The sequence below is a fragment of the Shewanella sp. AC34-MNA-CIBAN-0136 genome, from assembly GCF_040309945.1.
Taxonomy (GTDB): domain Bacteria; phylum Pseudomonadota; class Gammaproteobacteria; order Enterobacterales; family Shewanellaceae; genus Shewanella.
Genome location: NZ_JBEOPJ010000001.1, coordinates 101,715 through 126,623 on the forward strand (window position 1 = coordinate 101,715; position 24,909 = coordinate 126,623).

Annotated in this window: 20 protein-coding genes; 3 read left to right on the forward strand and 17 right to left on the reverse strand. The window is 39.9% G+C overall.

What is annotated here, in order from left to right:
* Positions 1-44: 44 nt before the first annotated feature.
* Positions 45-1,427, reverse strand: a complete 1,383-nt coding sequence (gene cysS / locus AAEY94_RS00455; protein WP_101087832.1) for a cysteine--tRNA ligase — start codon at positions 1,425-1,427, stop codon at positions 45-47.
* A 143-nt stretch (positions 1,428-1,570) separates the two neighbouring features.
* On the opposite strand from cysS, the gene AAEY94_RS00460 reads away from it, so the two are divergent.
* Positions 1,571-2,065 carry a peptidylprolyl isomerase gene (locus AAEY94_RS00460; RefSeq protein ID WP_011638050.1) on the forward strand — a complete coding sequence of 165 codons (495 nt, stop codon included), beginning with the start codon at positions 1,571-1,573 and terminating at the stop codon, positions 2,063-2,065.
* 2 nt (positions 2,066-2,067) lie between these two features.
* Positions 2,068-2,793 (forward strand): UDP-2,3-diacylglucosamine diphosphatase, encoded by a 726-nt coding sequence (locus AAEY94_RS00465; protein WP_101087830.1) that lies wholly within the window; start codon positions 2,068-2,070, stop codon positions 2,791-2,793.
* Between the two features lie 65 nt (positions 2,794-2,858).
* On the opposite strand, the gene miaE is transcribed toward AAEY94_RS00465, so the two are convergent.
* On the reverse strand, positions 2,859-3,626 hold the full coding sequence (gene miaE / locus AAEY94_RS00470) for a tRNA isopentenyl-2-thiomethyl-A-37 hydroxylase MiaE (RefSeq protein ID WP_182743729.1): 768 nt from the start codon (positions 3,624-3,626) through the stop codon (positions 2,859-2,861).
* 359 nt (positions 3,627-3,985) lie between these two features.
* On the opposite strand from miaE, the gene AAEY94_RS00475 reads away from it, so the two are divergent.
* A complete protein-coding gene (locus AAEY94_RS00475; protein ID WP_011638064.1) occupies positions 3,986-4,582 on the forward strand; it encodes a Yip1 family protein in 597 nt (198 codons plus the stop codon).
* A gap of 83 nt (positions 4,583-4,665) precedes the next feature.
* On the opposite strand, the gene glnS is transcribed toward AAEY94_RS00475, so the two are convergent.
* The 15 genes from glnS to AAEY94_RS00550 all read right to left on the reverse strand — a co-directional run bounded on the left by glnS (position 4,666) and on the right by AAEY94_RS00550 (position 24,823).
* Complete coding sequence (gene glnS, locus AAEY94_RS00480; protein ID WP_350976439.1) at positions 4,666-6,336, reverse strand: glutamine--tRNA ligase; 1,671 nt, start codon at positions 6,334-6,336, stop codon at positions 4,666-4,668.
* Between the two features lie 159 nt (positions 6,337-6,495).
* Complete coding sequence (gene feoB / locus AAEY94_RS00485) at positions 6,496-8,808, reverse strand: Fe(2+) transporter permease subunit FeoB (protein WP_101087824.1); 2,313 nt, start codon at positions 8,806-8,808, stop codon at positions 6,496-6,498.
* Positions 8,801-9,040, reverse strand: a complete 240-nt coding sequence (locus AAEY94_RS00490) for a FeoA family protein (RefSeq protein WP_011638067.1) — start codon at positions 9,038-9,040, stop codon at positions 8,801-8,803. Before AAEY94_RS00490 ends, feoB begins: the two co-directional genes overlap by 8 nt.
* 199 nt (positions 9,041-9,239) lie before the next feature.
* Complete coding sequence (locus AAEY94_RS00495) at positions 9,240-9,776, reverse strand: GNAT family N-acetyltransferase (RefSeq protein ID WP_162022717.1); 537 nt, start codon at positions 9,774-9,776, stop codon at positions 9,240-9,242.
* 70 nt (positions 9,777-9,846) lie between these two features.
* The gene (locus AAEY94_RS00500; protein ID WP_101087820.1) at positions 9,847-10,125 is read right to left on the reverse strand and encodes a peptidylprolyl isomerase; all 279 of its coding nucleotides are present in this window, start codon (positions 10,123-10,125) and stop codon (positions 9,847-9,849) included.
* A 95-nt stretch (positions 10,126-10,220) separates the two neighbouring features.
* Positions 10,221-12,050, reverse strand: coding sequence for a DUF885 domain-containing protein (locus tag AAEY94_RS00505; RefSeq protein WP_350976444.1), 1,830 nt, complete (start codon positions 12,048-12,050; stop codon positions 10,221-10,223).
* Between the two features lie 789 nt (positions 12,051-12,839).
* Positions 12,840-14,087 (reverse strand): tetratricopeptide repeat protein, encoded by a 1,248-nt coding sequence (locus AAEY94_RS00510; RefSeq protein WP_162022715.1) that lies wholly within the window; start codon positions 14,085-14,087, stop codon positions 12,840-12,842.
* Positions 14,087-14,707, reverse strand: a complete 621-nt coding sequence (locus AAEY94_RS00515; RefSeq protein WP_101087814.1) for an energy transducer TonB — start codon at positions 14,705-14,707, stop codon at positions 14,087-14,089. Before AAEY94_RS00515 ends, AAEY94_RS00510 begins: the two co-directional genes overlap by 1 nt.
* A 1-nt stretch (position 14,708) precedes the next feature.
* Complete coding sequence (locus AAEY94_RS00520; protein WP_011638073.1) at positions 14,709-15,113, reverse strand: ExbD/TolR family protein; 405 nt, start codon at positions 15,111-15,113, stop codon at positions 14,709-14,711.
* 13 nt (positions 15,114-15,126) lie between these two features.
* Positions 15,127-15,654, reverse strand: coding sequence for a MotA/TolQ/ExbB proton channel family protein (locus tag AAEY94_RS00525; RefSeq protein WP_011638074.1), 528 nt, complete (start codon positions 15,652-15,654; stop codon positions 15,127-15,129).
* Entirely contained in the window at positions 15,654-17,009 is a 1,356-nt protein-coding gene (locus tag AAEY94_RS00530; protein ID WP_101087812.1) for a MotA/TolQ/ExbB proton channel family protein, read from the reverse strand. Before AAEY94_RS00530 ends, AAEY94_RS00525 begins: the two co-directional genes overlap by 1 nt.
* Complete coding sequence (locus tag AAEY94_RS00535) at positions 17,009-17,791, reverse strand: DUF3450 domain-containing protein (protein ID WP_162022714.1); 783 nt, start codon at positions 17,789-17,791, stop codon at positions 17,009-17,011. The genes AAEY94_RS00530 and AAEY94_RS00535 overlap by 1 nt, the downstream gene beginning before the upstream one ends.
* A gap of 384 nt (positions 17,792-18,175) precedes the next feature.
* Positions 18,176-19,135: a class I SAM-dependent methyltransferase gene (locus AAEY94_RS00540; protein ID WP_350976450.1), complete on the reverse strand. Its 960-nt coding sequence runs from the start codon at positions 19,133-19,135 to the stop codon at positions 18,176-18,178.
* A 101-nt stretch (positions 19,136-19,236) separates the two neighbouring features.
* Positions 19,237-21,849: a TonB-dependent receptor domain-containing protein gene (locus AAEY94_RS00545; protein WP_101087806.1), complete on the reverse strand. Its 2,613-nt coding sequence runs from the start codon at positions 21,847-21,849 to the stop codon at positions 19,237-19,239.
* Positions 21,850-22,423: 574 nt separating this feature from the next.
* Positions 22,424-24,823, reverse strand: a complete 2,400-nt coding sequence (locus AAEY94_RS00550) for a DNA polymerase II (RefSeq protein WP_502959373.1) — start codon at positions 24,821-24,823, stop codon at positions 22,424-22,426.
* Between the last annotated feature and the right edge of the window lie 86 nt (positions 24,824-24,909).

The window sequence follows — 24,909 nt, forward strand, 5'->3', positions numbered from 1 at the left end:
AAAAGCCTGCTATTGCAGGCTTTTGTTTTTATGCGCTAAATAAACTACTTTTTACGCCATGTGGTGCCGCTAGGGCCACCATCTTCTAACTCAACGCCTAACTCATTCAAGCGATCGCGAGCAACATCCGCAGCAGGCCAATCTTTTTCAGTACGGGCACGGTTACGTTCAACGATAAGCGCTTCAATCTCTGCCACTTCATCGTCACTGCCCTCCCCCTTAAAGAAAGCTTCTGGCGTCTGGCTGATAAGGCCAAGCACATCTGCTAATTGCTTCAAGCTGACACCTAATGCCGATGCTGCTGCCATATCGGTTGTTTTAAGACGATTGATTTCACGTACCATCTCAAATAACACGGAATAGGCTTCAGGAGTATTAAAGTCGTCATCCATTGCCGACTTAAACTTGGCTACAAACGGTTCAGCAGGCGCAGCATCAACAGTTAAGTCTAAACCTTTAAGTGCTGTATATAAACGCTCTAGTGCTGCACGAGCTTGCTTTAAATTGTCTTCAGAATAATTTAACTGACTACGATAATGACCGGATAATAAGAAGTAACGTACCGTTTCAGCATCATAATGCTTAAGCACATCTCGAATGGTAAAAAAGTTGTCTAATGATTTAGACATTTTTTCACGGTCAACCATCACCATTCCGGTGTGCATCCAGTAATTCACATACGGAGTATCGTGAGCACAGCAAGACTGCGCAATTTCATTTTCATGATGTGGAAACTGTAAATCAGAGCCGCCACCATGAATATCAAAATGTAAGCCTAAATGCTTACTGTTCATGGCAGAACATTCAATGTGCCAACCTGGACGACCAGGACCCCAAGGTGATTCCCAGGTTGGTTCACCCGGTTTTGACATTTTCCATAACACAAAGTCCATAGGATTGCGTTTAGCATTATCTATCTCAACGCGAGCACCGGCTTGAAGCTGGTCTAGGTTTTGACCTGACAACTGTCCATACTCAGGGAATGAGGCAACACTGAATAATACATCGCCATTGCTGGCTACATAGGCATGGTCGCGATCGAGTAAACGCTGAACCATATCGATAATTTCTTCAATATGTAACGTTGCTCGAGGCTCAAAATCTGGACGTTTCATGTTCAAGGCATCAAAGTCTTGGTGCATTTCGGCGATCAAACGCTCAGTAAGCGACTCACAAGATTCGTTGTTTTCAGCGGCCCGTTTGATAATTTTGTCATCAACATCGGTAATGTTACGCTGAAAATTCACCTCATAACCGATATAACGTAAATAACGCACTATCATGTCAAACGAAACAAAGGTACGCCCGTGACCAATATGACATAAATCGTAAATGGTCACGCCACAGACGTACATTCCGATTTTACCTGGATTTATTGGTTTAAATTCTTGTTTATCACGGCTAATACTATTGTAAATCTTTAACATCGATTGTTCTCTTTTACACTAATTTATAACGGGAAATGTTAATGCTGAGTTTAGCATGATGTCACCTGTTTTGAACACTGCACTTTATGCGGCAGTTAAGATAAGTTAGAATCGCGCAAATTATTATTTTCAAGTGAGACAACATGATTACTTTACATACCAATATGGGCGATATTACTTTACAGCTAAATGAAGAAAAAGCGCCAATTACCGCGGCTAACTTTATGCAGTATGTTGAAGATGGTTTTTTTGAAGGTACTATTTTTCACCGTGTTATTGACGGCTTTATGATCCAAGGTGGTGGTTTCACTGAAGATATGAGCCAAAAAAGTGTTAAAGCATCAATCAAAAATGAAGCCAACAATGGTTTATCTAACCGTAAAGGCACTGTTGCCATGGCACGTACTTCTGATCCGCATTCAGCGACAGCACAGTTTTTTGTTAACGTGAAAGACAATACTTTCCTTGATTTTAAATCAGAAACTTCACAGGGCTGGGGTTACTGTGTATTTGGTGAAGTGGTTGAAGGTTTAGACATTATTGAAACAATCAAAAATGTTGCCACTGGTAATAATGGTATGCATCAAGATGTACCATTAGAAGCCATTGTGATCAAAAGCGTTAGCGTTAAAGCGTAATTTTGAAGAAAACAATCTTCGTAGGCGATTTGCACTTAAGTGCAGATCGCCCAGATATTACACAAGCCTTCATCTATTTTCTAAACCATGGTTTAGACAATACTGAAGCGCTTTATATCATCGGTGATCTATTCGAAGTTTGGATGGGTGATGATATTGCAGAACCCTTTACCATTGCCATTGCTGAAGCAATCAAAACAGTATCGAACTCAATACCTGTATATTTTATTCATGGTAATCGTGATTTTATGGTTGGCAAACAATTTTGCCTACGAGCAGGCATGAAAATATTACCTGAAGTCTATTGTATCAACTTGTACGGTGTTAATACTGTGATTTTACACGGTGACAGCCTTTGTACCCTTGATATTGCTTACCAGCGATTCAGGCGCTTTAGAAGTCTTGATATAGTGCGTTGGGTCTACTCTCACCTACCTAAAAAAACACGCTTAAACATTGCCGCAAAAATTCGTCAAAAAAGTGTTCAAGGTAATCAGCAAAAACATTATGAAATCATGGATGTTGAGTCAAGTGCGGTAACCGCGCTACTGGCTCGTACTGATTGTCAAAGAATGATCCATGGTCATACTCATCGCCCTGCTATACATCAACTCACTGCACAAGAACAACGTGTTGTGGTCGGTGATTGGTATACTCAAGGCAGCGTGCTAAACGTCAGCGAGAAAGGTTGCGAGTTAGTAACATTACCCTTTTCCGAAACAAACTAGGCTCACTAAACAGTATCAACGTTGATATCATCAGTGAGTCTTGGTTTATATCTCGCAATTGTGGGCTATTGTGGCGGTAAACCACTGTGAAAACGAAACTCGCTATCTTCTGTCAAAATTAATTCCATTTCTTTTTCGCGAAAATAATCAATGCGTTCACTGATATCTTCACCGGCAATATCCTCAGCAAGAGCCAAATAATCTTGAAAATGTCGCGCTTCTGATCGAAGTAATGAAGTATAAAACTTAGCGAGTTCATCATCTAAATGCGGCGCAAGTTTGGCAAATCGTTCACATGACCGCGCTTCAATAAACGCGCCAATTATTAACTTATCAATTAACGTAAGTGGCTCATGAGTCCGCATATGAATAATTAACTGTTTGGCGTAACGACCGGCACGAATATTACTGTAATCAATACCACGCGCAGTCATAATCTGTAAAACTTGTTCGAAATGATGAAACTCTTCTTTAATCAAACGAACCATTTTACTCATTAAATCAGTGCTGTTAGTGAGGTTTTTATTGGCTATTAATTCACTAGTGATGTCGTTCTTTTTACTGTCGCGGGCTAAAAACTCGAGGGCATTACGGTCTTGTTGATAAACAAAATCTTCATAAGGCTTAGCCCAGGTCTTCAATAGATGTGAACTACTCTTGTCAATCGCATATTTGCGGATCATTAACATTGCAGTTTGCGCAGCTTTAAGCTCACAGTTGCAATGGTCAATCAGCAACGCGGTGAGTTGTTCAGGTTGTTTAGCTTGTTCGACCCAACGGTTTGGTGTCTCACAACCTAAAAAGTCGTAAATAGGGACAAGTAATTGCTGCATAAAATGGATAATCCTCTCAAAAATCTATGTTCATTTTACCTTTAGAGCGATCTTTTCTGAAACCAAAAACGTAATACAACTTGACGAAAGTCTATTTATGTTCAATAAATAAGCTGAGCATCTAATTTAACGATTTAATAACAGATGCCATCGATCACCTTAAATGATGATTCTAAATTGGGATAGAGTCATAACTTAACAACATAGATGTTGGCAATAGAACGATCTCAGTGTTATGCCAACACCATTCCCCTGTTGATAAGTAGATGTGGACTGATTAAGGCGATTGGTAAAAAGCTGTAGTCAGTTCGTCGTTGTTTGGCGAGCTAGGTCAAAAATGCTAAACAAGGATAACTATAATGGTATTGAATCACTTAATGGGACTTTACACTCATCCAAAAAAAGAGTGGCACACAATTGAAAAGAATCACGAAGCGCTAAAGAGCAGCTTGAGTCATGTATTGCTTATCGCACTGATCCCTGCAATTTGTGCTTATTTTGCAACCGCACACATTGGATGGCATCCCGGAGCTGGAGAACTTCTATTCCTAACCTCAAAAAGCGCACTATTCATGTCAGTTGGGATGTATTTCGGCTTAATTATTGGTGTTATGGCTCTCGCGTATTTAGCATATTGGATGGGCAAAACATTTGATGCGGATCCAACTTATACTCAAGCTCTCGAATTAGCGTCTTATACTGCAACCCCATTATTTATGGTTGGTTTGGCAGCACTCTACCCCGTGTTATGGTTCATTATGATCGTCGGCTTGATTGGCTTGTCTTATTCGGTTTACCTGCTGTATGCCGGTGTCCCTATTATTATGAATATCCCGGAAGAAAAGGGTTTCATTTACGCTAGCTCAGTGGTTACTGCGGGACTTGTGTTATTAGTTGCGCTGATGGCCAGTAGTGTTATTTTATGGAGCATTGGTTTTGGGCCAATGATGCAATAATTTATTGATTATTGATTATTGATTATTGAAAAAATAAAACAAAAAAGGCGCATTCAGCGCCTTTTTGTTATTCATAATGCTGATTACGCAAAGGTATCTCTTAACGGTACCGTTAAGTTAAACACTAAATGTTCAGCGCTTGAATCTTTACTGTCTGCACAGAAATAACCTTCTCGCTCAAATTGAAACGCTTTCTCAGCCGGCGAATTGACTAAGCCAGGTTCAACGAGTCCCTTCACTACTGTGAGTGAATTGGGATTTAGCACTTCATCAACAGTTTCAAAAGCTGCAGGATTTTCACTGGTAAATAAACGATCATACAAGCGAAACTCAGCAGGTTTCGCTGTTGATGCTTCAACCCAATGAATCACCCCTTTAACTTTACGTCCATCTGCAGGGTTTTTACCTAATGTATCAGCATCGTAAGTACAATAGACGGTGGTAATATAACCATCTGCATCTTTGTCACAACGTTCAGCTTTGATGATATAGGCATTACGTAAACGGACTTCTTTACCTAAAACAAGTCGTTTAAAGTGCTTATTAGCTTCTTCTTTAAAATCTTCAACATCAATGAATAACTCACGTCCAAATGTCAGCTCACGAGTGCCCATGGCTTCATTGTTTGGATGAGCTGCAGCAATAATGGTTTCGGTTTCAGTATCTGAATAGTTCTCAATGATAACTTTTATCGGTCTTAACACGGCCATCGCACGAGGTGCATGTTCGTTTAATTCTTCACGAATACACGCATCTAACATGCCGACTTCAATTAAGTTTTCTTGCTTGGTAACACCAATACGTAAGCAGAACTCGCGAATAGAAGCTGATGTGTAACCACGACGACGTAACCCAGCGATAGTTGGCATACGGGGATCGTCCCAGCCATCAACCAGTTTGCGTGTGACTAAATCGTTTAGTTTACGCTTAGACATCAAGGTGTATTCAAGATTTAAGCGTGAAAACTCATATTGACGAGTGCGATTTGGTGCTTGGAAATCATTTAAATGATCTAATACCCAGTCATATAAACGACGGTTATCTTGAAACTCTAAAGTACAAATCGAATGAGTGATATTCTCAATAGCATCAGAGATACAATGAGTAAAATCGTACATTGGGTAAATGCACCACTTGTCGCCTGTTTGATGATGATGAGCAAATCGAATACGATAAATAATAGGATCGCGCATACACATGAAAGGTGATGCCATATCAATTTTGGCACGCAGTGCACACTCACCTTCTTTGAACTCACCTTTACGCATTTTCTCAAATAACGCGAGGTTTTCCTCAACACTGGTGTCACGGTATGGGCTGTTTTTACCTGGCTCTTTTAATGAACCTCGGTACTCTCTGGTTTGTTCGCCATTTAAGAAACAAACGTACGCCAACCCTTTGGTAATGAGCTCAACTGCATATTGATGTAGTTGATCAAAATAGTTTGATGAATAACGGATATCGCCAGACCATTCAAAGCCTAACCAACGCACGTCTTCCTGAATAGACTTAACATAATTGATGTCTTCTTTTTCAGGGTTTGTATCATCAAAACGTAAGTTACATTGACCTTGATAATCTTTTGCAATACCAAAATTTAAGCAAATAGATTTAGCATGGCCAATATGTAAATACCCGTTAGGTTCTGGTGGAAAACGTGTATGTACTTGGCTGTGCTTACCGCTTTTTAGGTCTTCGTCTATGATATTACGAATGAAGTTACTTGGACGTACTTCGGTGTCCACATGACTCATGGAATTCCTCTTGGCGCACAATGGCAATATGAATAAAAATAGATGATCCTACAGATCTTAAGTAGTTACAACTGCTAGCACTGAAAAAGTTAGCTTGTTAAAGCAAATAAACCCAGCAAAGCCGGGTTTATTGTTTAAATCAATCATCAATACGGTTAACTATTCCGTGACAATACGTATTCCAGGAATAATTTGTTGTGCTTTGCGACCTTTCTTATTCAACCAGAAATAAAACACAACCAAGGCCGCGGCAAAGAAACAGATCCAACCAGCAGACTGCACCGGATGTTGAGTAAATGTAGCCCCCTGATAAACCACCGTTGCAGAACCATAGGCTAATGAAAATGTCCAGATAGCAGCAAAACGGGCCCACTTAGCACCAAACTCATGTACCAAAGCTCCCATTGCTGCCACACAAGGCGTATAAAGCAAGATGAACAACAAGTATGAGAATGCGGCGATCTGGCTTTTAAAGCCTGTTTGAAGCGCACTGAAGGTAGATGTATCAACAGATAACTCCATTGCTGCTTCATCTAAATCTGTGATACCTGCTATCGCAATTGATAATGGGTCACCAGGTTCAATACCTAATAAGTTTGTTGGAATTGTCGCTAAGCCGACTTTAACACTGTCCCAAATAGACAATAACTCTTCATCATCACCTGCTGAGGTGCTGTATAAACTGTTTAATGTACCGACTACGGCTTCTTTAGCAAAAATGCCGGTAATAATACCAACCGTTGCAGCCCAATTGTCTTGTTCTATTCCCATAGGAGAAAACAGCGGTGTGATTTGTTGGCTAGCAACACTGAGCAAAGACTCTTTACTGTCTTCATGACCGAAAGATCCATCTGTGCCAATAGCATTAACAAAGTTAAGCAGTGTCACCACAATAATGATGGTTTTACCGGCGCCCATAATAAAGCTTTTAGTTCGTTTAGTCGTACGAGACAACACAGCTTTAGACTTAGGCATTTCGTAGCTTGGTAATTCCATAACAACGGCACTGCTTGTGCCCGGCAATACCGTTTTGCGCAGTAGCAAACCGGTGCCAATAGCGGCAAAAATACCAATGATGTACAGTAAAAACACCAAATTCTGGCCTGATTGAGGGAAAAAGGCTGCTGCAAATAAGGCATAAACAGGCAATCGAGCACTACAAGACATGAAAGGCGCCATCATACCGGTAACGATACGTTCACGCTCACTGCCTAATGTTCTGGTTGCCATAATGGCAGGAACCGAACAACCAAAACCAACAATCATTGGCACAAAGGCTTTACCAGGTAAGCCAATACGGCGCATCAAGCCATCAACCACAAATGCTGCACGAGCCATGTATCCAGATGCTTCTAATACTGAAAGGGCCAGAAATAATGCAGCGACAACAGGAATAAACGTCGCGACAGTTTGGATGCCCTGTCCAACACCGCCAGCTAAAATAGTCACCAGCCAATCAGGCGCTCCAATTGATGACAACAAGGCGCCAAAATGGTCAACAAAAATAGCTCCTGCGGTAATATCGAAGAAATCGATAAAAGAATTACCCACGTTAATACTGAATAAAAACATTAGGTACATAACAAATAAGAAAATAGGAATACCCAACACCGGGTGTAACACTACTTTATCAAGCCTATCTGTGGCGCTTATGTGTTTACCTTGATTTACTGATGCTTCAAACACCTGTTGCACAAAATCGTATCGGGTTGTGGCGATCATAATATCGATGTCTTCGCCGGCTTGCTCTACTCGTAAAGTGCACTGTTTTACTGTGTCGTGTAATTGTACTTCACTTGTTCCACAGCCATCTCCATGGCTATTGGCTAAAATAGCAAGTGCCTGCCCACGGCTCAGCTCAGTAAGACCTTGGCTATCATTTTGCATCTGCAGTGCAGTTACACTTGCTTCAATATCAGTGTGGTACTGCAACATTAATGATTGTACAGAGTCACCTTTTTCCAACAGTGACATTAATTCAGCTTGTAGTTGTTCTACATCTGCTTGATTTCGTGAGCAAATTGCAACAACAGGACAACCTAAACGTACTGACATGTCATCAACATTAATGTTGATCCCCAGCTTTTTAGCTGCATCAATTTTATTAATAACAACAATAATCGGAATACCTAACTCACGTAATTGGGTGGTTAAATACAGATGACGTTCAACATTTGTGGCATCAACTAGGTTGATGATTGCATCGACTTGTTGATTAGAAAGATAAGCTTGAGCAATTTGTTCGTCTAATGAACAATCGCAGCTATTGCCTGCGGGAAGTAAATCGTAGATGCCAGGGAGATCGGTAAGAAAAATATCCGTCCCTGAATAATTTATCTTACCCGTTTTTTTTTCGACGGTAACACCCGACCAATTGCCAACCTGCTGGCTTGCACCAGTAAGTGCATTAAAAAGAGTCGATTTACCAGCATTGGGATTACCCACGGTGACACAATGAAATTGTTTAGTCATTTTTGAGCACTACCTCGATGATATCGGCTAAATCACAACGCATACATAATTTACTGCCACGTAAATCTAATTCAACACCCGAGCCCATAGGGGCTCTTCGTATAAAATGAAAACGAGTATTGGGTGTAATGCCCATGGATAACAATTTACGTTTAACAGTTTGCGGTAACGTTAATTGACCTATTTCAGAGATAATCGCCTGATCACCAGGCTTAAGTTCACTCAGCTTCATGTAACACTACCTTCAACAACATTAATAACGTTAAAAATTTTATCGGAACTAAACAAGTTAAACTCAAATCTAGATCAAAGTTTCACTTGTTAACGAGAATAGTTTTCAGTTGTATTACGTATTATGTGACAAATGCCCGTTAGAATATAGTGCGACAAAGATTTTATTTTGTTTTGAGGCTAAACGGACTAAAAATTGGTCACGTTCTCTGTGCGGTCAACAACCCCATGTAACAATCATCGGTCCATTTACCATCTATACAGTTATTCTGTTTTAGCACCCCTTCCAAAACAAACCCCACCTTCTCTAATACATTACGTGAAGCAATGTTTTCTTGAGCACAAAGGCCAATGTATTTATGCATACTGAATTGTAGAGCACCCCAATCAGTTACCGCGCGTAAGCTTTCACTAGCGAACCCTAATCCTTGCTGTTCTGGCGCAATGAGATAGCCTACTTCTGCCCGCCTTAGCTGTGCATCATCACATCTAAAACCAATAAGTCCCACGGCCTGACTATTATCAATTCGCTCAATAACAAGCGTTAACCAATCTCCTGACTCAAAAAGCCATACCGCTTTACGCTGCTCAAATTTAGCGACAATATCTGATTCAGATTCAATGTTTCTAATATGCTGATTAACACCTTTATCAAGATGTAAACGTAAAAAAAATGCCCAATCTCTACTGTGCAAATTTCGTAATTTCAGCCGATCACTATAAAGATTTATGTCCATATACCCTCTAGTTTTTTTCAATAAAAATGGCAGCCTAAGCTGCCATTATTTATCACGGACTCAATAATGACTAGCCGCGACTGGTCACTTCAAGTAAATGAAAACCAAATTGAGTTTTTACTGGGCCTTGAACAACATTTAATGGTGCACTAAATACCACTTCGTCAAATTCTTTAACCATCATGCCTGGTCCAAAAGAACCTAACTCGCCACCCTGCGCACCAGATGGGCAAGAAGAATTTGCCTTGGCTACGTCAGCAAAATCAGCACCAGCTTCGATCTGTTGCTTGAGTGATTCGCATTGTTCCTGAGTGCTTACGAGTAAGTGTCTAGCAGTTGCTTGTACCATAATTTGGCTCCTAAAATATAATATAAAATAAAAATGTAACACTAACATAATGACAGAACGATGACATACATAAGTCACCGTCCTTTTTACGGCATTTATTTGGCTAGTTCAGCTTTTATCCAATCAGCAATTTTGTTTTCCATCACCGCCATTGGTAATGATCCTGACGTGAGTAATTGATCATGAAAACCTTTTAAATCAAATTTTTCACCCAAGGCCTTTTCTGCATCCGCTCGTAAGCGCAAAATAGTTAACTGACCGACTTTGTAAGATAGTGCTTGGCCTGGTATGGCCATGTAACGCTCCACTTCTGCAACAATATCAGACTCCGCCATTGGAGAATTGTCTTTCATGTATTGAATAGCTTGTTCACGACTCCAGCCTTTCGCATGAAGTCCTGTATCTACGACTAAGCGCATTGCTCTTAACATTTCATCTGATAACTTGCCGAAATACTGATATGGGTCGTTAAATACGCCCATCTCAATCCCTAAGTACTCTGCATACAACGCCCAACCTTCTTCAAATGCAGTGTAACCCTGGAAGCGCTGAAACTGTGGAACATCAGTTAACTCTTGCTTAATCGCAATCTGAAAATGATGACCGGGAGCAGCTTCGTGCAATGACAAGGTTGTCATACCCCATTTGGGTTGTGCTTTTAAGTTGTAAGTATTGATATAAAAAACACCTGGGCGTGAACCGTCAACGGCTGGTGATTCATACGATGCGCCAGCGGCAGATTTCTCACGAAAACTCTCTACAGGCTTAACGATATAATCAGCTTTGGGCATCACATTAAAATACTGAGGCAATACTTGATTTATATGCTCTTTAATCGTCATATAGCCATCAATTAAATCTTGTCGGTCAGTAAAAAAGTACTGCTGCTCTGAAGATAAAGAAGCAAAAAATGCAGTTAAATCACCTTTAAAACCAACTCGTTCTCTGACCTTGTCCATCTCAGATAGAATGCGTGCAACCTCAGAAAGACCAATTTGATGAATTTCATCCACTGACAAAGTTGTTGTTGTATGGCTATTAGCTAAATGTTGATACCAATCTTTACCGTTTGGCAGTCCCCACCAACCATCTGAAGCACGAGAATTGGGTAAATAGACATCTTTTACATAGTCTCGTAATTGAGTCAATGCAGGTAATAGCTCAGAATCAATAAGTTGCGAGTATTCAGTGGTTAATTGTGTTTTTTGCTCAGCAGTAAAGCTTTCTGGCAGTAAATTAATTGGGGAATAAAACAAACTACTCTGTGCATCTGTAACAAGTTGAGCGTCTAACTGAGGAATAATCCGCTCGACAAGCACTCGAGGTAGTACAACTTTACTTGCTATACCTTCATCCATACGTTGCTGTGCAAGTTTAGTCCAGTTAATAAACCCACGTAAGCGGCCTAACCAATTTTGATAATCTTCAACAGTCTTAAATGGTTGAGCACTTTCACCACTGCCCAACTGGACCATAGTAAATACTGTGCTATAAAACTGATTAATAGGTAAGAAGTACTCTGGATAAGTTTCGCCAATAAGCTCCATATTACGATCATAAATAAACATGTCGTAACTCAACTTAAGTGATGCAGGAAGCTTATCAACATCAATCGTTTTAGCTTGACTAAAGTAACGGCTATTTAAATTATGACGAGCCTTTAAATACTCTTCAGTTAATGCTCCACCGAATTGGTCGTTATAGTCATTAACTCCCACAAAGGTGGCGTAAATCGGCTCAAGCTTTAATTGATCATTAAAAAAATTATCAACCATTGCCAAATACTGCTCTGAGGCAGATTGAGGCATAACGGCAGCACTAGGTTCGGCGGGGGTTTCAGGCGTAGATGAGACAGTAGTCGCTTCAGAACAACCTTGAGCGACCAATAATAAGGACACAGTCAATGCCAGCAATGTTTTATTCATTTTTATTATTCCTTAACACAATTTAACTCACGCCTTATTAGCGTGTCGATTTATCTCGATGTAACTCACCTTAGCTCAGGATAAAAACAGTTATCAAACGCTCCTTGTCTGGCTAACTGTTTTATATCGACTTGCAATAGGCTAGCTATTGACGCGTCAATACGCCTTGTTAGCAAAACAAATGACCAGTTTGATATGACATAGGACAAATGTTGTCATTTTGCCTTACTTATCCAATCTCTTAACCCGAGTAGAGGTTAACTATTTAATCTCGATAAAAATATGATTTAGTTATTACGCTTAAAAAAACCAGGGTATGGGGGTTTCATTACCACGTATGAGTATCCTAATTAGAAGTGAATTTATCTCACGCCCAATCACCACTACTCTACACCTGAGCATATTATTAGATAGCACAACATAAGCTCTCACTAACAATGCACGACCTTGTCTACTTAAGTGTATAAAATACACTTACAATCAGGCTTACTCGTTCTGGATAACGTATTTCTAATATGTAATATCGTTACTATATGCCATACATGACTAAGCAGACATCATCATTTCACTTATTGTATCTTTGCATGGCGGTACATGAAACTAAACTTCATCAAATACACACTATCTAACAATTTATTGATTTCGAATATCAGTCAATACGTTAATTGAACAAGATTCGAGCCATTAATACAGCAAAATTAATAACCTAAATACAATAAGAATGATGAGAGCATTTTCATGAGAAAATAAAAAAGCCCCTAAAAAGGGGCTTTTTAAATCAAGCTTAGATTAAAGCGTTACGTTGTGAATCCGAGCTTTTTCTTTGATATAAGAAATATAGCTCTTAGCACTGCGTTCAGTCTTTTTATCATTAGCGGCAAGAACTGCACGGTTATAAGCAGACTTGTACTTTTTAAGGCTCAAGTATGCTAAAGCTAGCTCAAATTGAGCTTCACCCGGGTTATCAATACCAGCATCAAGTGCTTTTTTAAGCACCGGAATAGCTTCATTGTATTTTTGTTCTAAAGCAAGAATACGACCTTGTTTTAAATACAGTTCACCCTTATTACTAACTGCAGCAGCTTTGCCATAATAGTAAGCAGCTTCTTTTAGCTCTTTAGCATTATGATAAAAACCAGCGAGTGTAGTTAAACTCTTCTCGCTTTCAACAACTAAACCAGACTTCATGTGCTTTTCAAAAATGGTAGCAGCTTTATAAGGCGAACCTTTTTGCGCTAACAATTGAGCCAAACGAGTAATATTACTGTCCGTCTCTAAAAAGCCATTTTTATATGCTAAATCATATGTTGCTAGTGATTTATCATAGTCTTCAGTCATCAAGTAAAACTGAGCTAACTGAACCCAGAGACGTTTATCGTCTTGGAACAAAGGCACCATAGTTTCTAACACTTTTACGGCTTCTTTGTACTTTTTCTGGTTGAAGAAAGCGGTTAACTTCATTTGATACAAGCCTTTATCAGGCGATTCAGCTAAAGTTAAACCTTTGTCAGCAACTTGCAGTACTTTATTCCAATCTTTTAACTCAGTGTAGGCAATACCAATTCGACGATACATTTGCGCATCAGCCTTACAGGTAAAATCCATCCACTTGTAATAATATGGAATCGCTTCTTTAAACTGTTTCTCTTGTAATAACAAATCAGCATACAAACGCATTGTTGCAGCATGATCTGTACCACCAAGAATGTCAGCATCAACAGCAGTCTTTAAATATTTGATTGCTGTCTTCATCTGACCTTTTTCAGCATAGAAGTTACCTAACATACGATCGACATACGCTTTGTCGAAATCGTTTTTAGCATTAGCCTCAAGCAAAATTGCAATCGCTTGGTCTAAATTCCCTTCGGTATATGCTTCAAAAGATTTTTGAACTTTTTTTGCAGCGCTTTCGCCAACAGCACGAGATTGACGTTTGTCAATCTCACACTTTTCCGCAGCAACTACAGAGCTAGACAATAATGCACTTCCGCAGACTGAAAGTAATAACGCTGTAGCGATACTAGTAACTTTACGCATTATCTACCTCCCTTCTCTAGTGTGAAGTCCAGTTGTACTGTCATACCACTTTGTCTTAATGGCTTGCCATCGACAATCTTTGGTTTGTATTTCCATTTTTTCAATGCGCGAATCGCTTCACGATCGAATAAACGCTTAGGTTCAGCTTTGATAACAGAAACGTCATCAACACCACCTAGTTCGTTAATTGTAAAGGTAAGTTGAACCCAACCCTCTTTACCATCACGAGCAGCAGCAATTGGATACTGGGGCTCAATACGAACGATAGGGGTAGCATCACCATCACGGGTCATCATGTTACCAAGCTTGAAACCAGTACTTGGTCCACCAGATTCGATTCCACCCATATTGAACGCCATATTAGTGTCAATATTAGATGATGAATCAGGCGGAGTAGTATCCGGCTTCGGTGGCTGCTCCGGTGGTGGAGGTGGCTTAGGTGTAACCCTTGGTTTTTTCTGTGCCTTCGAATCCTGTTTATCCATCGTAATTTCAATAACAGGGGATTCCACTGAGTCGCCGTTGCGTTGTGCGCCGCCGCCGACCAGGAAAGCCATGAAAGCAAACAGCCCAAAAGTCACTGCAGCACCAATGATTATTGATACGAGTGCTCTTAGCATATTACTCATTCCCCGCTGATACTGAAATTTTATCGATACCTGCAGCTTTAACGTTATCAAGCACTTTAACGACTAAACCATGTAAAGCGTCTTTGTCTGCTTGAATCAGTACGGCTGCTTCAGGTGCTTCCGCCAACATACGTTCTACGTTTGCAGTTACACGTTCGATATCAACCTGACGGTTTTCCATCATAATGACACCAGTTTTACTGATACCAATAAAGATGTTCGCCGAAGGTTTAGACGTAGCCTGTGACGCTTTAGGCTTGTTATAGTCTAAGCCTGATGGCTTAACAAACGATGTTGTTACAATAAAGAAGATCAGCATGATAAACACGATGTCTAGCATCGGGGTCATATCAATTTGCGCTTCCTCTTCCATAGTGGAATGCTTCTTACGTGCCATGTTCAATCTCTCTCTAGTGGTGAGGCATGCTGTCTTTTAGCTTTTCTAAACTGATTCTCATTTTTGAGTCTAAACGTGTGCTAAAGAAAACACCCGATAGAGCTGCAACCATTCCTGCCATTGTCGGCATTGTGGCCATAGAGATACCAGCGGCCATTAAACGAGCATTACTCGTCCCCTGAACTGCCATCACATCGAATACTGAAATCATACCGGTTACAGTACCTAATAGACCAATCATTGGACAAATTGCTACTAGGGTTTTGATTAACAGCATACGTGCATTCAAATCTTGCTTCGCTTGGGATACCCAAGCTTCACGGATACGGTGAGCATGCCAAGAAGTTGTTTCTTCTCTTGCTTCCCATGAGGCGATAACGGCTTGATGTTGTTTTGGAGATATCCAATTTAGATACCAATAACGTTCAAGCATTAACACCCACATTAGGAATAGCACTGCTGCAACCAGCCAGAGGACATCGCCTCCGGAGGCCATGAAGCCCCTGACGGAATCCCATACGTCCATCAGGATTAGCATCATTAGTCAGCCCTCTTCTCAGCATGTTCTGCAATGATACCGGCACTTTGTTCTTCAAGAACTTGAACAATAGACTTACTACGAGCAACTACGATTGCATGTAATAACATTAGAGGCAATGCAGCGATAAGACCTTGAACAGTCGTAATAAGCGCCATAGAAATACCACCAGCCATCAATTTAGGGTCACCAGTACCGAATAATTGAATAGATTGGAAGGTTGCGATCATACCGGTAACCGTACCCAGTAGACCCATCATAGGAGCGATAGCTGCAATAACTTTGATGATTGAAATACGAGCTTCTAAAGCTGGTGTTTCTTTTAAGATAGCTTCATCAAGTTTTAGCTCAAGCGTTTCAACATCAACATCTTTATTTGACTGGTATACTTTTAGAATACGACCTAAAGCGTTGTTACCAGGGTTTTCGATGTTTTTACGTTGGCTATTAACTTTAGTACCAATGATAGTCAGAGTCACTAAACGCTCAACCGCAATCAACATACCTAATGCTAACAATGCAAGAATGATGTAACCAATCGTTCCACCGGCTTCTAAACGATCTTCTAAACTAGCTTTGTTAGTAAAGATGTTTAGTAACACGCCACGAGCTGGATCGATATAGAAAGGAGCAACACCTGAAGTAGTATTTTCCCACGTATCAACGGCACTAACCTGGTAGCCTTCTGGTTGCTGTGATAATTGTTGAATTAAACCAAGTTCAGGTTTGTAAACAACATATTTACCTTCAGCAGTTAAGTTGAAAGGACCTACACGGTGAATTGCAGTATTTACTACATTGCCATCGATAGCAGTAACATCACCATCAAATTTAACAACTTTACCTGACTCAACCATTTCAAATAACTGTGCTTCCCAAAATTGTTCTAACTCTTCAATTTTAGGCAGTGATTTACGTGCACCCAATTCAGCAATAAAGGTGTCACGACCAGGAAACTGAGCACTGATGTTAGACGCAGCTAACTTACCAGCGAAATCACCGGCTTCACCTTTAACAACACCAAACATTTCACCCAAGTCACCTTGAGCAGTTTTTAAGTCTTCTTCTAACTGAGCAATTTTACGCTCGTTGTCCAAGAATGCTTGGTTCAAATCTTTGCCACGTTGCTTTTCAGCAGACAGGGCATTTTTTTCACGCTTAAGTAATTCAGCTTTATCGCCACGTTCCGCTTGAAACTCTCTTTCACGCTTAGCGTTTGTCTTACCTTCGTTAGCTCGGTCGGCTTTAACTTGCTGTAACAGTTGACCGATAGTTTTTGGTGCATCTGCAGCAGAAACCATACCAGCTGTTAAAGAGAAAGTTGCAGCTACTAGCACTGATGTAATTAACTTCTTCATTATTGTGCAGTCTCCGCAGCAGGGATTGGTAATGCGAATAGGTCTAGAGCGCCTTGCTTACGAGCAATGCGGATACCTTTAGTAATATCACGTAGGTAGCTATCGTCTAACTTATTCCAAGACTTCGCATCTGCGTCGTACATCCATGCTATTTTCTGATCCAAGCTCTGTGCATAAAGTGCAACGCGGCCTAAATTGAAGAAATCAACTAGCACTTCTTTACCGTCTAGATTTAACTTACCGGTATGAACTGCTACAAAGCTACCATACTCACGCTCAATGCTATAAGCATCAAGGATTAGACGGTATTTTTCTGCCAATGTAACTTCAGCAGTATCAAGGATATCTTTTAAATTCTTAACACGATTCTGACGAGTCTCAATGTTAAATGGTAAATCTAAATTTACGAACTGCTCTAAAGCGTCAACCATTTTAAACATTAATGGCACAACACCCTGACGAAGTTTATCCACGCCGTTGATATCAGTTTGAATTAAATCAAGTGAATTTTGTTGATCAGCTACCAAGCCTGCAACGTAATCATTATATGCTTTCAATGACTCACGCTCATCAGCTACGCTGCCATACTCAAAAAGCATGTCTTGTGCTTGGTCAAAATATTTGTCGACTTTCTGTTGTGACGCAGCTGAAGCAGCATTAAGGCTGCTATCTGCTTTTTGAACGTCAGCTAGAGGATCTGCAACAACGAAGTTGCTACCAGCTAAAGCCAGAGCGCCAACAAGTGCAGTAGCGATTTTTGTTCTATTGCTTACCTTGGACATAGTTCCCAACCAATTTGAAGTGAATTAAAAAGTTCAACTTTGCAAAATAACGATGATCTAAAATTGTTAATCAATGTTACTTCAACTAAGCACGTCTTTTTCTTGTGATTGTTAGTTTTTCTTCCCTTTTCTACACCTATTAAAGCGTAGACCCGTTGGCATCATTTCACAAAATGTTGACCTATGTCAACATTTGCAAAGTTTAAAAACTTGTGGAAAGAGCTGTTAGAGGCGTTAATGTTGTCGAAAGGTTAATAAATAAACGTCTTCAACATAAATGTGTCGTAATTTAATGCTAAGAGAAAAATATTACTTGTTTTTATTCAATTAGTTATAAAACGCTGTCAATTCAATAATACAATGTATTTAGCCTTTTCCTCATTACTAAATAAATTTTGAACCATGTAAATACCAGCCTAAGACTTCATTTTGTTCATTATTTAATACTTTGAGTTCATTTAATATCATATTATTTTGGTGAAATTTAGCTATAAATGTTGCCAATTTAGTTTCATCAAATGAAGCGTTCACTAACTCAGCTAACCGTAGTCTTAACGTATCCATTTGTATTGTAATAAATTCAATAAATTCTAACTTTTTTGCAACAGGCCAAAATAATCCAGCTTTAAAAAACTGAGCCACGAAACGCATTAAATCACAATCCTGAGCGGCCGACTCATCAAACATGACTAATAATTTAATCAAGTGATTGATTTCTGCTCTAATTTGCTCACATTGAAGGTCTTTCTTAATTCGCTCAACATCTTCTTGATTGCTGATATTGCCCATGGCATTTGCCATTTTAGCTAAACAATTAATTAATAAATTGACTTCTGCTTTATCAATTAACGTCAAAATCCTTCTATTACGGTTAAGGATCATTGAACGATTATGATGACAAACAATAACAAATTGGCCATCGTCCTTTAATACTCTAGCCGCTTCTTCAAGTGACTGCTCGACATTTGAATACTCAAAACCAAATTGAGATATATAAAGGTCAACGGAGTTGGGTTCAAAAGGAAGTTGTTCGCAGCGAGTATTAGACATTAAGGCTATGTCTATATTTTGATTGTTGTTACTTACTGAGTTGGCTAAAGTAACCTCTGCTAAATCAACACCAATAACCTTACCCGTTAGCTCACCTTTTGATAACCCATCTCGTAATAACAGCGGTAACGAACCATTACCCGTGCCAACATCAACTACCAAAAAGCCTTCTGTAAGAGCGCTAAATACCGGTTGCCAAATATTTTTCAATATACCCTGATAATTACCTGGTAACGCCTCACCGAATGAAGTTGTGTGTCCTTGCTGCCAATATTCACTCCAGTGACTATTCATTTACACTCCCCTCTTAACCACAACATATTGCTACATAATATACCAAGTAAAAAGGCTCCCGAGGGAGCCTTTCTTATATCTAATTAATAACTAATCAGAATTTAGAACTTAAGTGTATAACTTGCACGATATTCACGACCGTAGTTGTTATACAGGTCAGGATTATCGTATGTGCCTACAGAGCTCAATACTGGATCTTCATCTGTTAGGTTATTGATACCTAACAATACAGAACCATAATTACCTGCGTCATATACATAACTTAGGTTATGGATTAACCATGAATCTAAGTGACCAGTAGCATCATCTTCATATGTAGATGATGTATAGCTCATGTTCCAAGACAGTCTATGGTCGCCCATGCTGTAATTAGTAGTGAAGTTAGACTTGTAGTCAGGTGAACCATTCCAACCAGCGATATCAACCGCTGCAGAACCACCTTCAACTTCTTCGATATAATCTAGCACAAAACTGTTGTTCCAGTTGAAGCCGATATCACCGATTGCAGTTTCAAACTTAGCGTTTAACGCTACGTCAATACCAGTAATTTCTAGCTTGTCACCGTTACCATAACCAGTACCGACTTCTAAAGCACGACCTAATGAACCATCAGCGCCATTAGGTGCACGATTAACGTAGAAAGTTTCATTTTCTACTAGCGTACCAGCAGCAACACCACGCATAACGTTAGTAATTGTGCGGCTGTTAATAACATCATCGATGTTCAGGTTAAAGTAATCAACCTTGATCCCGATGTCATCAACGATATCCCAAGCAACGCCTAAGTTTATGTACTCAGATGTTTCAGGACCTAAGCCAGTGTTAGCACGAATATATGTGTCGTACTGTTTTGAACTACAATCTGCAGCAGAGATACCAGCAGATTCACAGAACGGGTAATCGGTACCTGTATCAGCACTGAATGTTGTTGCTGCGTATAACTGGTTTAGAGAAGGTGCGCGGAATGCTTCTGAGTAAGATGCACGTACTACTACGTTCTCAAGCGCTTGCCAGCGAATAGATGCTTTTGGCGCTACGTTGTCACCAAAATCACTGTAGTCATCGTAACGAGCTGCAAGGTTTAATTCAATGTCATCTGTTAACGGTAGAACCGCTTCATAGAACATTGCCCATACTTGACGATCGCCACCTGCAGAGTTACCCGCACTACCACCGACTAAGCCAGCTTCAGACTGTGCGTCATACACTTCGCTAAACTGTTGGTCGAAATATTCCATACCTACGTAATGTGCAACTGCACCACCTGGTAATTCGAATGCATCAAAACCAATACCACCACTGTACTGATCAAAAGTAGCACGGCCTTGTGTTAACGTCGTGGCTTTCATGTTATTGACGCCAGCTTCAGAGCCTAAATCAATACCATTAGCTTGGTTATAAGCAAGACCAGAATAGCTTAAGTAGTACTCACCGATAGATTTGTTATCGGCGATATTGTGATGGTAGTAAACTTCCCATTCAGCATCGTTTAGTGCACTAATAGTACCGCGTAAACCTGTTAGGTAATCTTGGTTGTAATCGTCTACGTTACCGTCACGAGTACCGATACCCACCCAACGGAAATAACCTGTTGTTTCTTCACCGTATGGGTTATTTGGGTTGTCTGCAGCCATGCTATTCCAAGCTGCAGCTGGAGGCGCGTAACGACCAAACGAGTTACCTTGAGTTACCATTACACGACCAAACCATTCTACGTCTTCTGCAACTTCATAGTTAGCATCAACATATACTGTATTACGCTCTGTAGATGCTTTGTTATAAGAAACGTTAGCAAACGCATACATACAGTAAGTAGAGCCAGCTCCACCCCAATCGTTGTCTGCTTTAACAGTTTGGAATACATTTGAACCGTATTCTGATTCTAAGTCATCACATAATAGTGATGCTTGAGCAGTAGAGAAATCAGGTGCGGCAACTGTTGCGCCATAGATACTCCAACCTGCAGTTTCTTCGTAAGCTTGGATTTCACCATCGCCATTGAAGTCTGTCATGCTCGCCGCAGTATATGGACGATCTGCGTCTGAAATACCTTTACGGTCTTGATGGTCGAATGAGAAAGTAATGTTACCTTTATCCATTTGATAACCAGCAACAACCGAGAATTCTTTACTTGTTAAACCACCGTCCTGGTCGCGTGAGCCACCACCAACGTTGAATTCAATACCCTGGTAATTCTTTTTCATGATGATGTTAACAACACCAGCAATTGCATCAGAACCATAAGTAGAAGATGCGCCGTCAGTAAGAATGTCGATACGTTCTACTGCAGCCATAGGAATAGCGTTCAAGTTAGCAGATGCACCACCTAGCGTTGGTGAACCTGGGAAACGCTTACCATCAATAAGTACTAAAGTACGGCTTGAGCCTGCACCACGTAAGTTGATAGTTGCTTGAGATTGTGCAGAACTACCTGAACGCTCAGAGAATGATCCGAAAGAGTTCAAGTTACTGTTACGAAGTGCATCAGCAACTGTAAAGTTACCTTCCATCTTCATATCTTCAGTTGTAATGGTCGTAATTGGCGAAGCGCCTTCAAGGTCAGAACGCTTAATGCGCGAACCAGTAACCTCAATACGTTCTACTTTTGCGCCATCTTCATCAGCAGCAAAAACTGCTGGCGAAGCAAATGCAGCTGCTGCTGCACCACTGATCAGTGCTAAACGCACCGACTTAGCTAATACGTTCTTATGCATTGTCTATCTCCCTGGACTTTTTTATGTCTTTCTTATAATGCTAACAACCTTTTTAGGTGTTAGTTCAATGAGGGGATGCAACAAAAAACAATCACAACCTCTCAACTACAGGTGCAATAAAATCACATTTGAAACAACTAATCAACATTTGAAGTGTCGTAAGCGCAAAAGTTAATCAAATGTAACAACTTTAACTGTTAAGAAATATGAACAGGTAATTTTTTTTAACTTTATAAACAATAAGTTAAAGTTGTTTAGTTATTGTCGAAATAACATACCAAGTCTAAAGTTAAAAAATTAACCTATTGTTTTAAATAACTATTAATTTGGAGAAGGTAGTTTTTTATTACTTCTGGTAAACATAAAAATGTTAAGTGTTAATAAATAAGGCTATGTAAGTAATTGCTTAACATTAATCGTCTAGATAAATCTTCGTAGATTGGGTTTGCGAGGTTTGTGCGTCATCAAATAATGCTTGATTGCCTTTACTGAATTAAGAACGTAAGGACACGAAGAAAAACAAGCAATGTTAATTAACATTGAAAACTTAAGATTGGGGTGTTGGTAAGTTAACTTATAGCAATAGAAGTTGATTATTCACCAGTGAGTCAAAGCTATGGCCACACAGTTGCAGAATGGGCTCCGCGATAGGTTGAATCTGTTTACAAATATAGTATTCATAATCAATATTTTGTGGTTTTACTTCTATGGCTTGTGCACCAGTGAGTGTCATTATATATCGAATCTGTTGTCCTTTTCGGGTAACACTTACGTCACCGAGTAGTTCGGCAAGCTGTTTTGCGGCTTTAACATGGGGTGACGACTTTGCAGTATAATCTTCAACATTGCGTCTTAATCGCTTTTTAAAAATAAGTTCATTATCTCGAGCACCGCACTTAATTGCTGCGATCTCATTACTCAAAAAATCAATAACATCCTCGCCCTTGAAAAACAATTCATATAAATGGTACTGCATCCTTCTTGCAATAGGGCTCCAGTCACTCCTCACCTGCTCCATACCTTTAAAGGTTAGAGTTAATTGTTGCTGATCATTTGACACCGCGCCGACATAACGCTTTTTACTGCCTTCATCCGAACCCCTTAAGGTAGGCATAATAAATTGTTCAAAGTGGGTTTCAAACTCCAGCTCAAGATAACTGTCTAATTGATATTCTTCTGCACACCATTGAAGCCAACGTTCGGTTATTGATACTGATAGGTGTTTACCAACCGCTTGAATATCTTTAATCCCATGATTATCTCCTAACCAGACAAAGGTAGAATCGGTGTCACCATAAATCACTTGATAACCGCACTCTTCTATCCATTGCTTAGTGAGTTTCATAATTTGATGACCGCGCATGGTAATCGAACTGGCTAACTTAGCATCATGAAATACACAACCTCGAGAGCCTAATACGCCATACAATGAGTTCATAATAATTTTTATCGCTTGCGATAACGGCGCATTTTTATCTCGTTTGGCCAGTTCTCTTTGCTCTGCAAGGCTGGCAACTAATGCAGGTAAAATAGGCGATTGCCGACTAAATTGAGCACCTAAATATCCAGCCACTGTCGTTGAATCACCTTTTACTTCACTCGCGTAGAGTCCTTCAACTAAGCCTTTAGGATCGATAAGAAATGTCCTAATAATCGACGGATATAGACTTTTAAAATCTAATACTAAAACATCTTTATAATAACCCGGTATAGAAGACATAACATATCCGCCTGGGCTTTCTAAACCTTGGCTCGCGGGTTGTGCGGGGGCGACAAAGCCACTTCGATGTAAGTGAGGTAAATACAAATGATAAAATGCCGCAATCGATGCACCCACGCGGCCGAACTCCAAGCCCGTTAACTTGGCGCGTTCAAGAGCAAAATCTAACAACTGTGTTTTTTCAAAAATATCCCACACTAGTCGGCAGTCGGTAATATTATAAAAAGCCAATGCATTTTTATCTTGTGCAAATAAATGAGTAATTTCTTGGCCACGATTTTCAACATGATCAATGGCTTTACCTTCGGCTAATAACTGCCTCGATACCGATTCTAACGAAAAACTATCAAACTGATAAAACGCCGCTTTAAGCCAATCAATACCATCCAAAACCACACGTCCAGGTAAAGATAATGTTTCCGGCCGATATTTGTCAGCCACTTTCCAGCTCAGTTCGCTATTACCTCTACCAATTAATAATGGAATTTGATGTAAAACACAGCGTTTGAACAACAAGGCTAAATCAAAGGTCACTACTGCCCAGCCAATAATAATATCGGGGTCATAGTCGCTAAACCACGCTATTAAATGATGTATCAGTTCAATCTCATTTTTTACCCAAACAATGAAGTCATGACATTCTGCTTGCGGTTCGCCCACCATATACACACATTGATAATCGGCACCATATAAACCAACCGAATAAAGTTCACCCGTAAAACTGCACTCAAAATCCAGTGAAACCATCTTCAAAGAGATATCAACAAGTTCGTTGGCGGGCATTTTTCTAGCCCGATTAATCGATAACAAAGGAATCGTTGAAGTTGAATTACGCTGTTGATAATGCCCTGAACACTCAATATCTAAGGCAATAAATCGTTCTATAAGGTAGCGTTGCTCAGACCTAATATCGGCTTCAAATAAAGTAATACCGATATCATTAGCTATGCGACTGAGTAATTTCAATTGGGTATTTGATTTAAGATACAAGGCACTGATAGGTTCATGTGCAAAGCTCATCAATGATATCGACTCAGCCTTAAGGGCAAAGCCGACTTTTTGACTTAATTGATTAACATCTTGCTGACGGCAGAAACAGATCACTTCACTGTGATACAGCTCTGCTAATACAGGTCCTTGAGCGGTTTTAATATAATATTGAAGCACTAATTGTCCATGCCGATAAATAGCATGACGAGTTAATACTCGTCCCTTCACATGATTATTGGTCGTTAGATTATCTGTCGGCGTCACAACGGGTTTGAATTCCGGCACAAGTTTACTCAATTTGATTTATTACTTCGTGGCATGCTAATTCACTGTTATTATGTACAGCATAA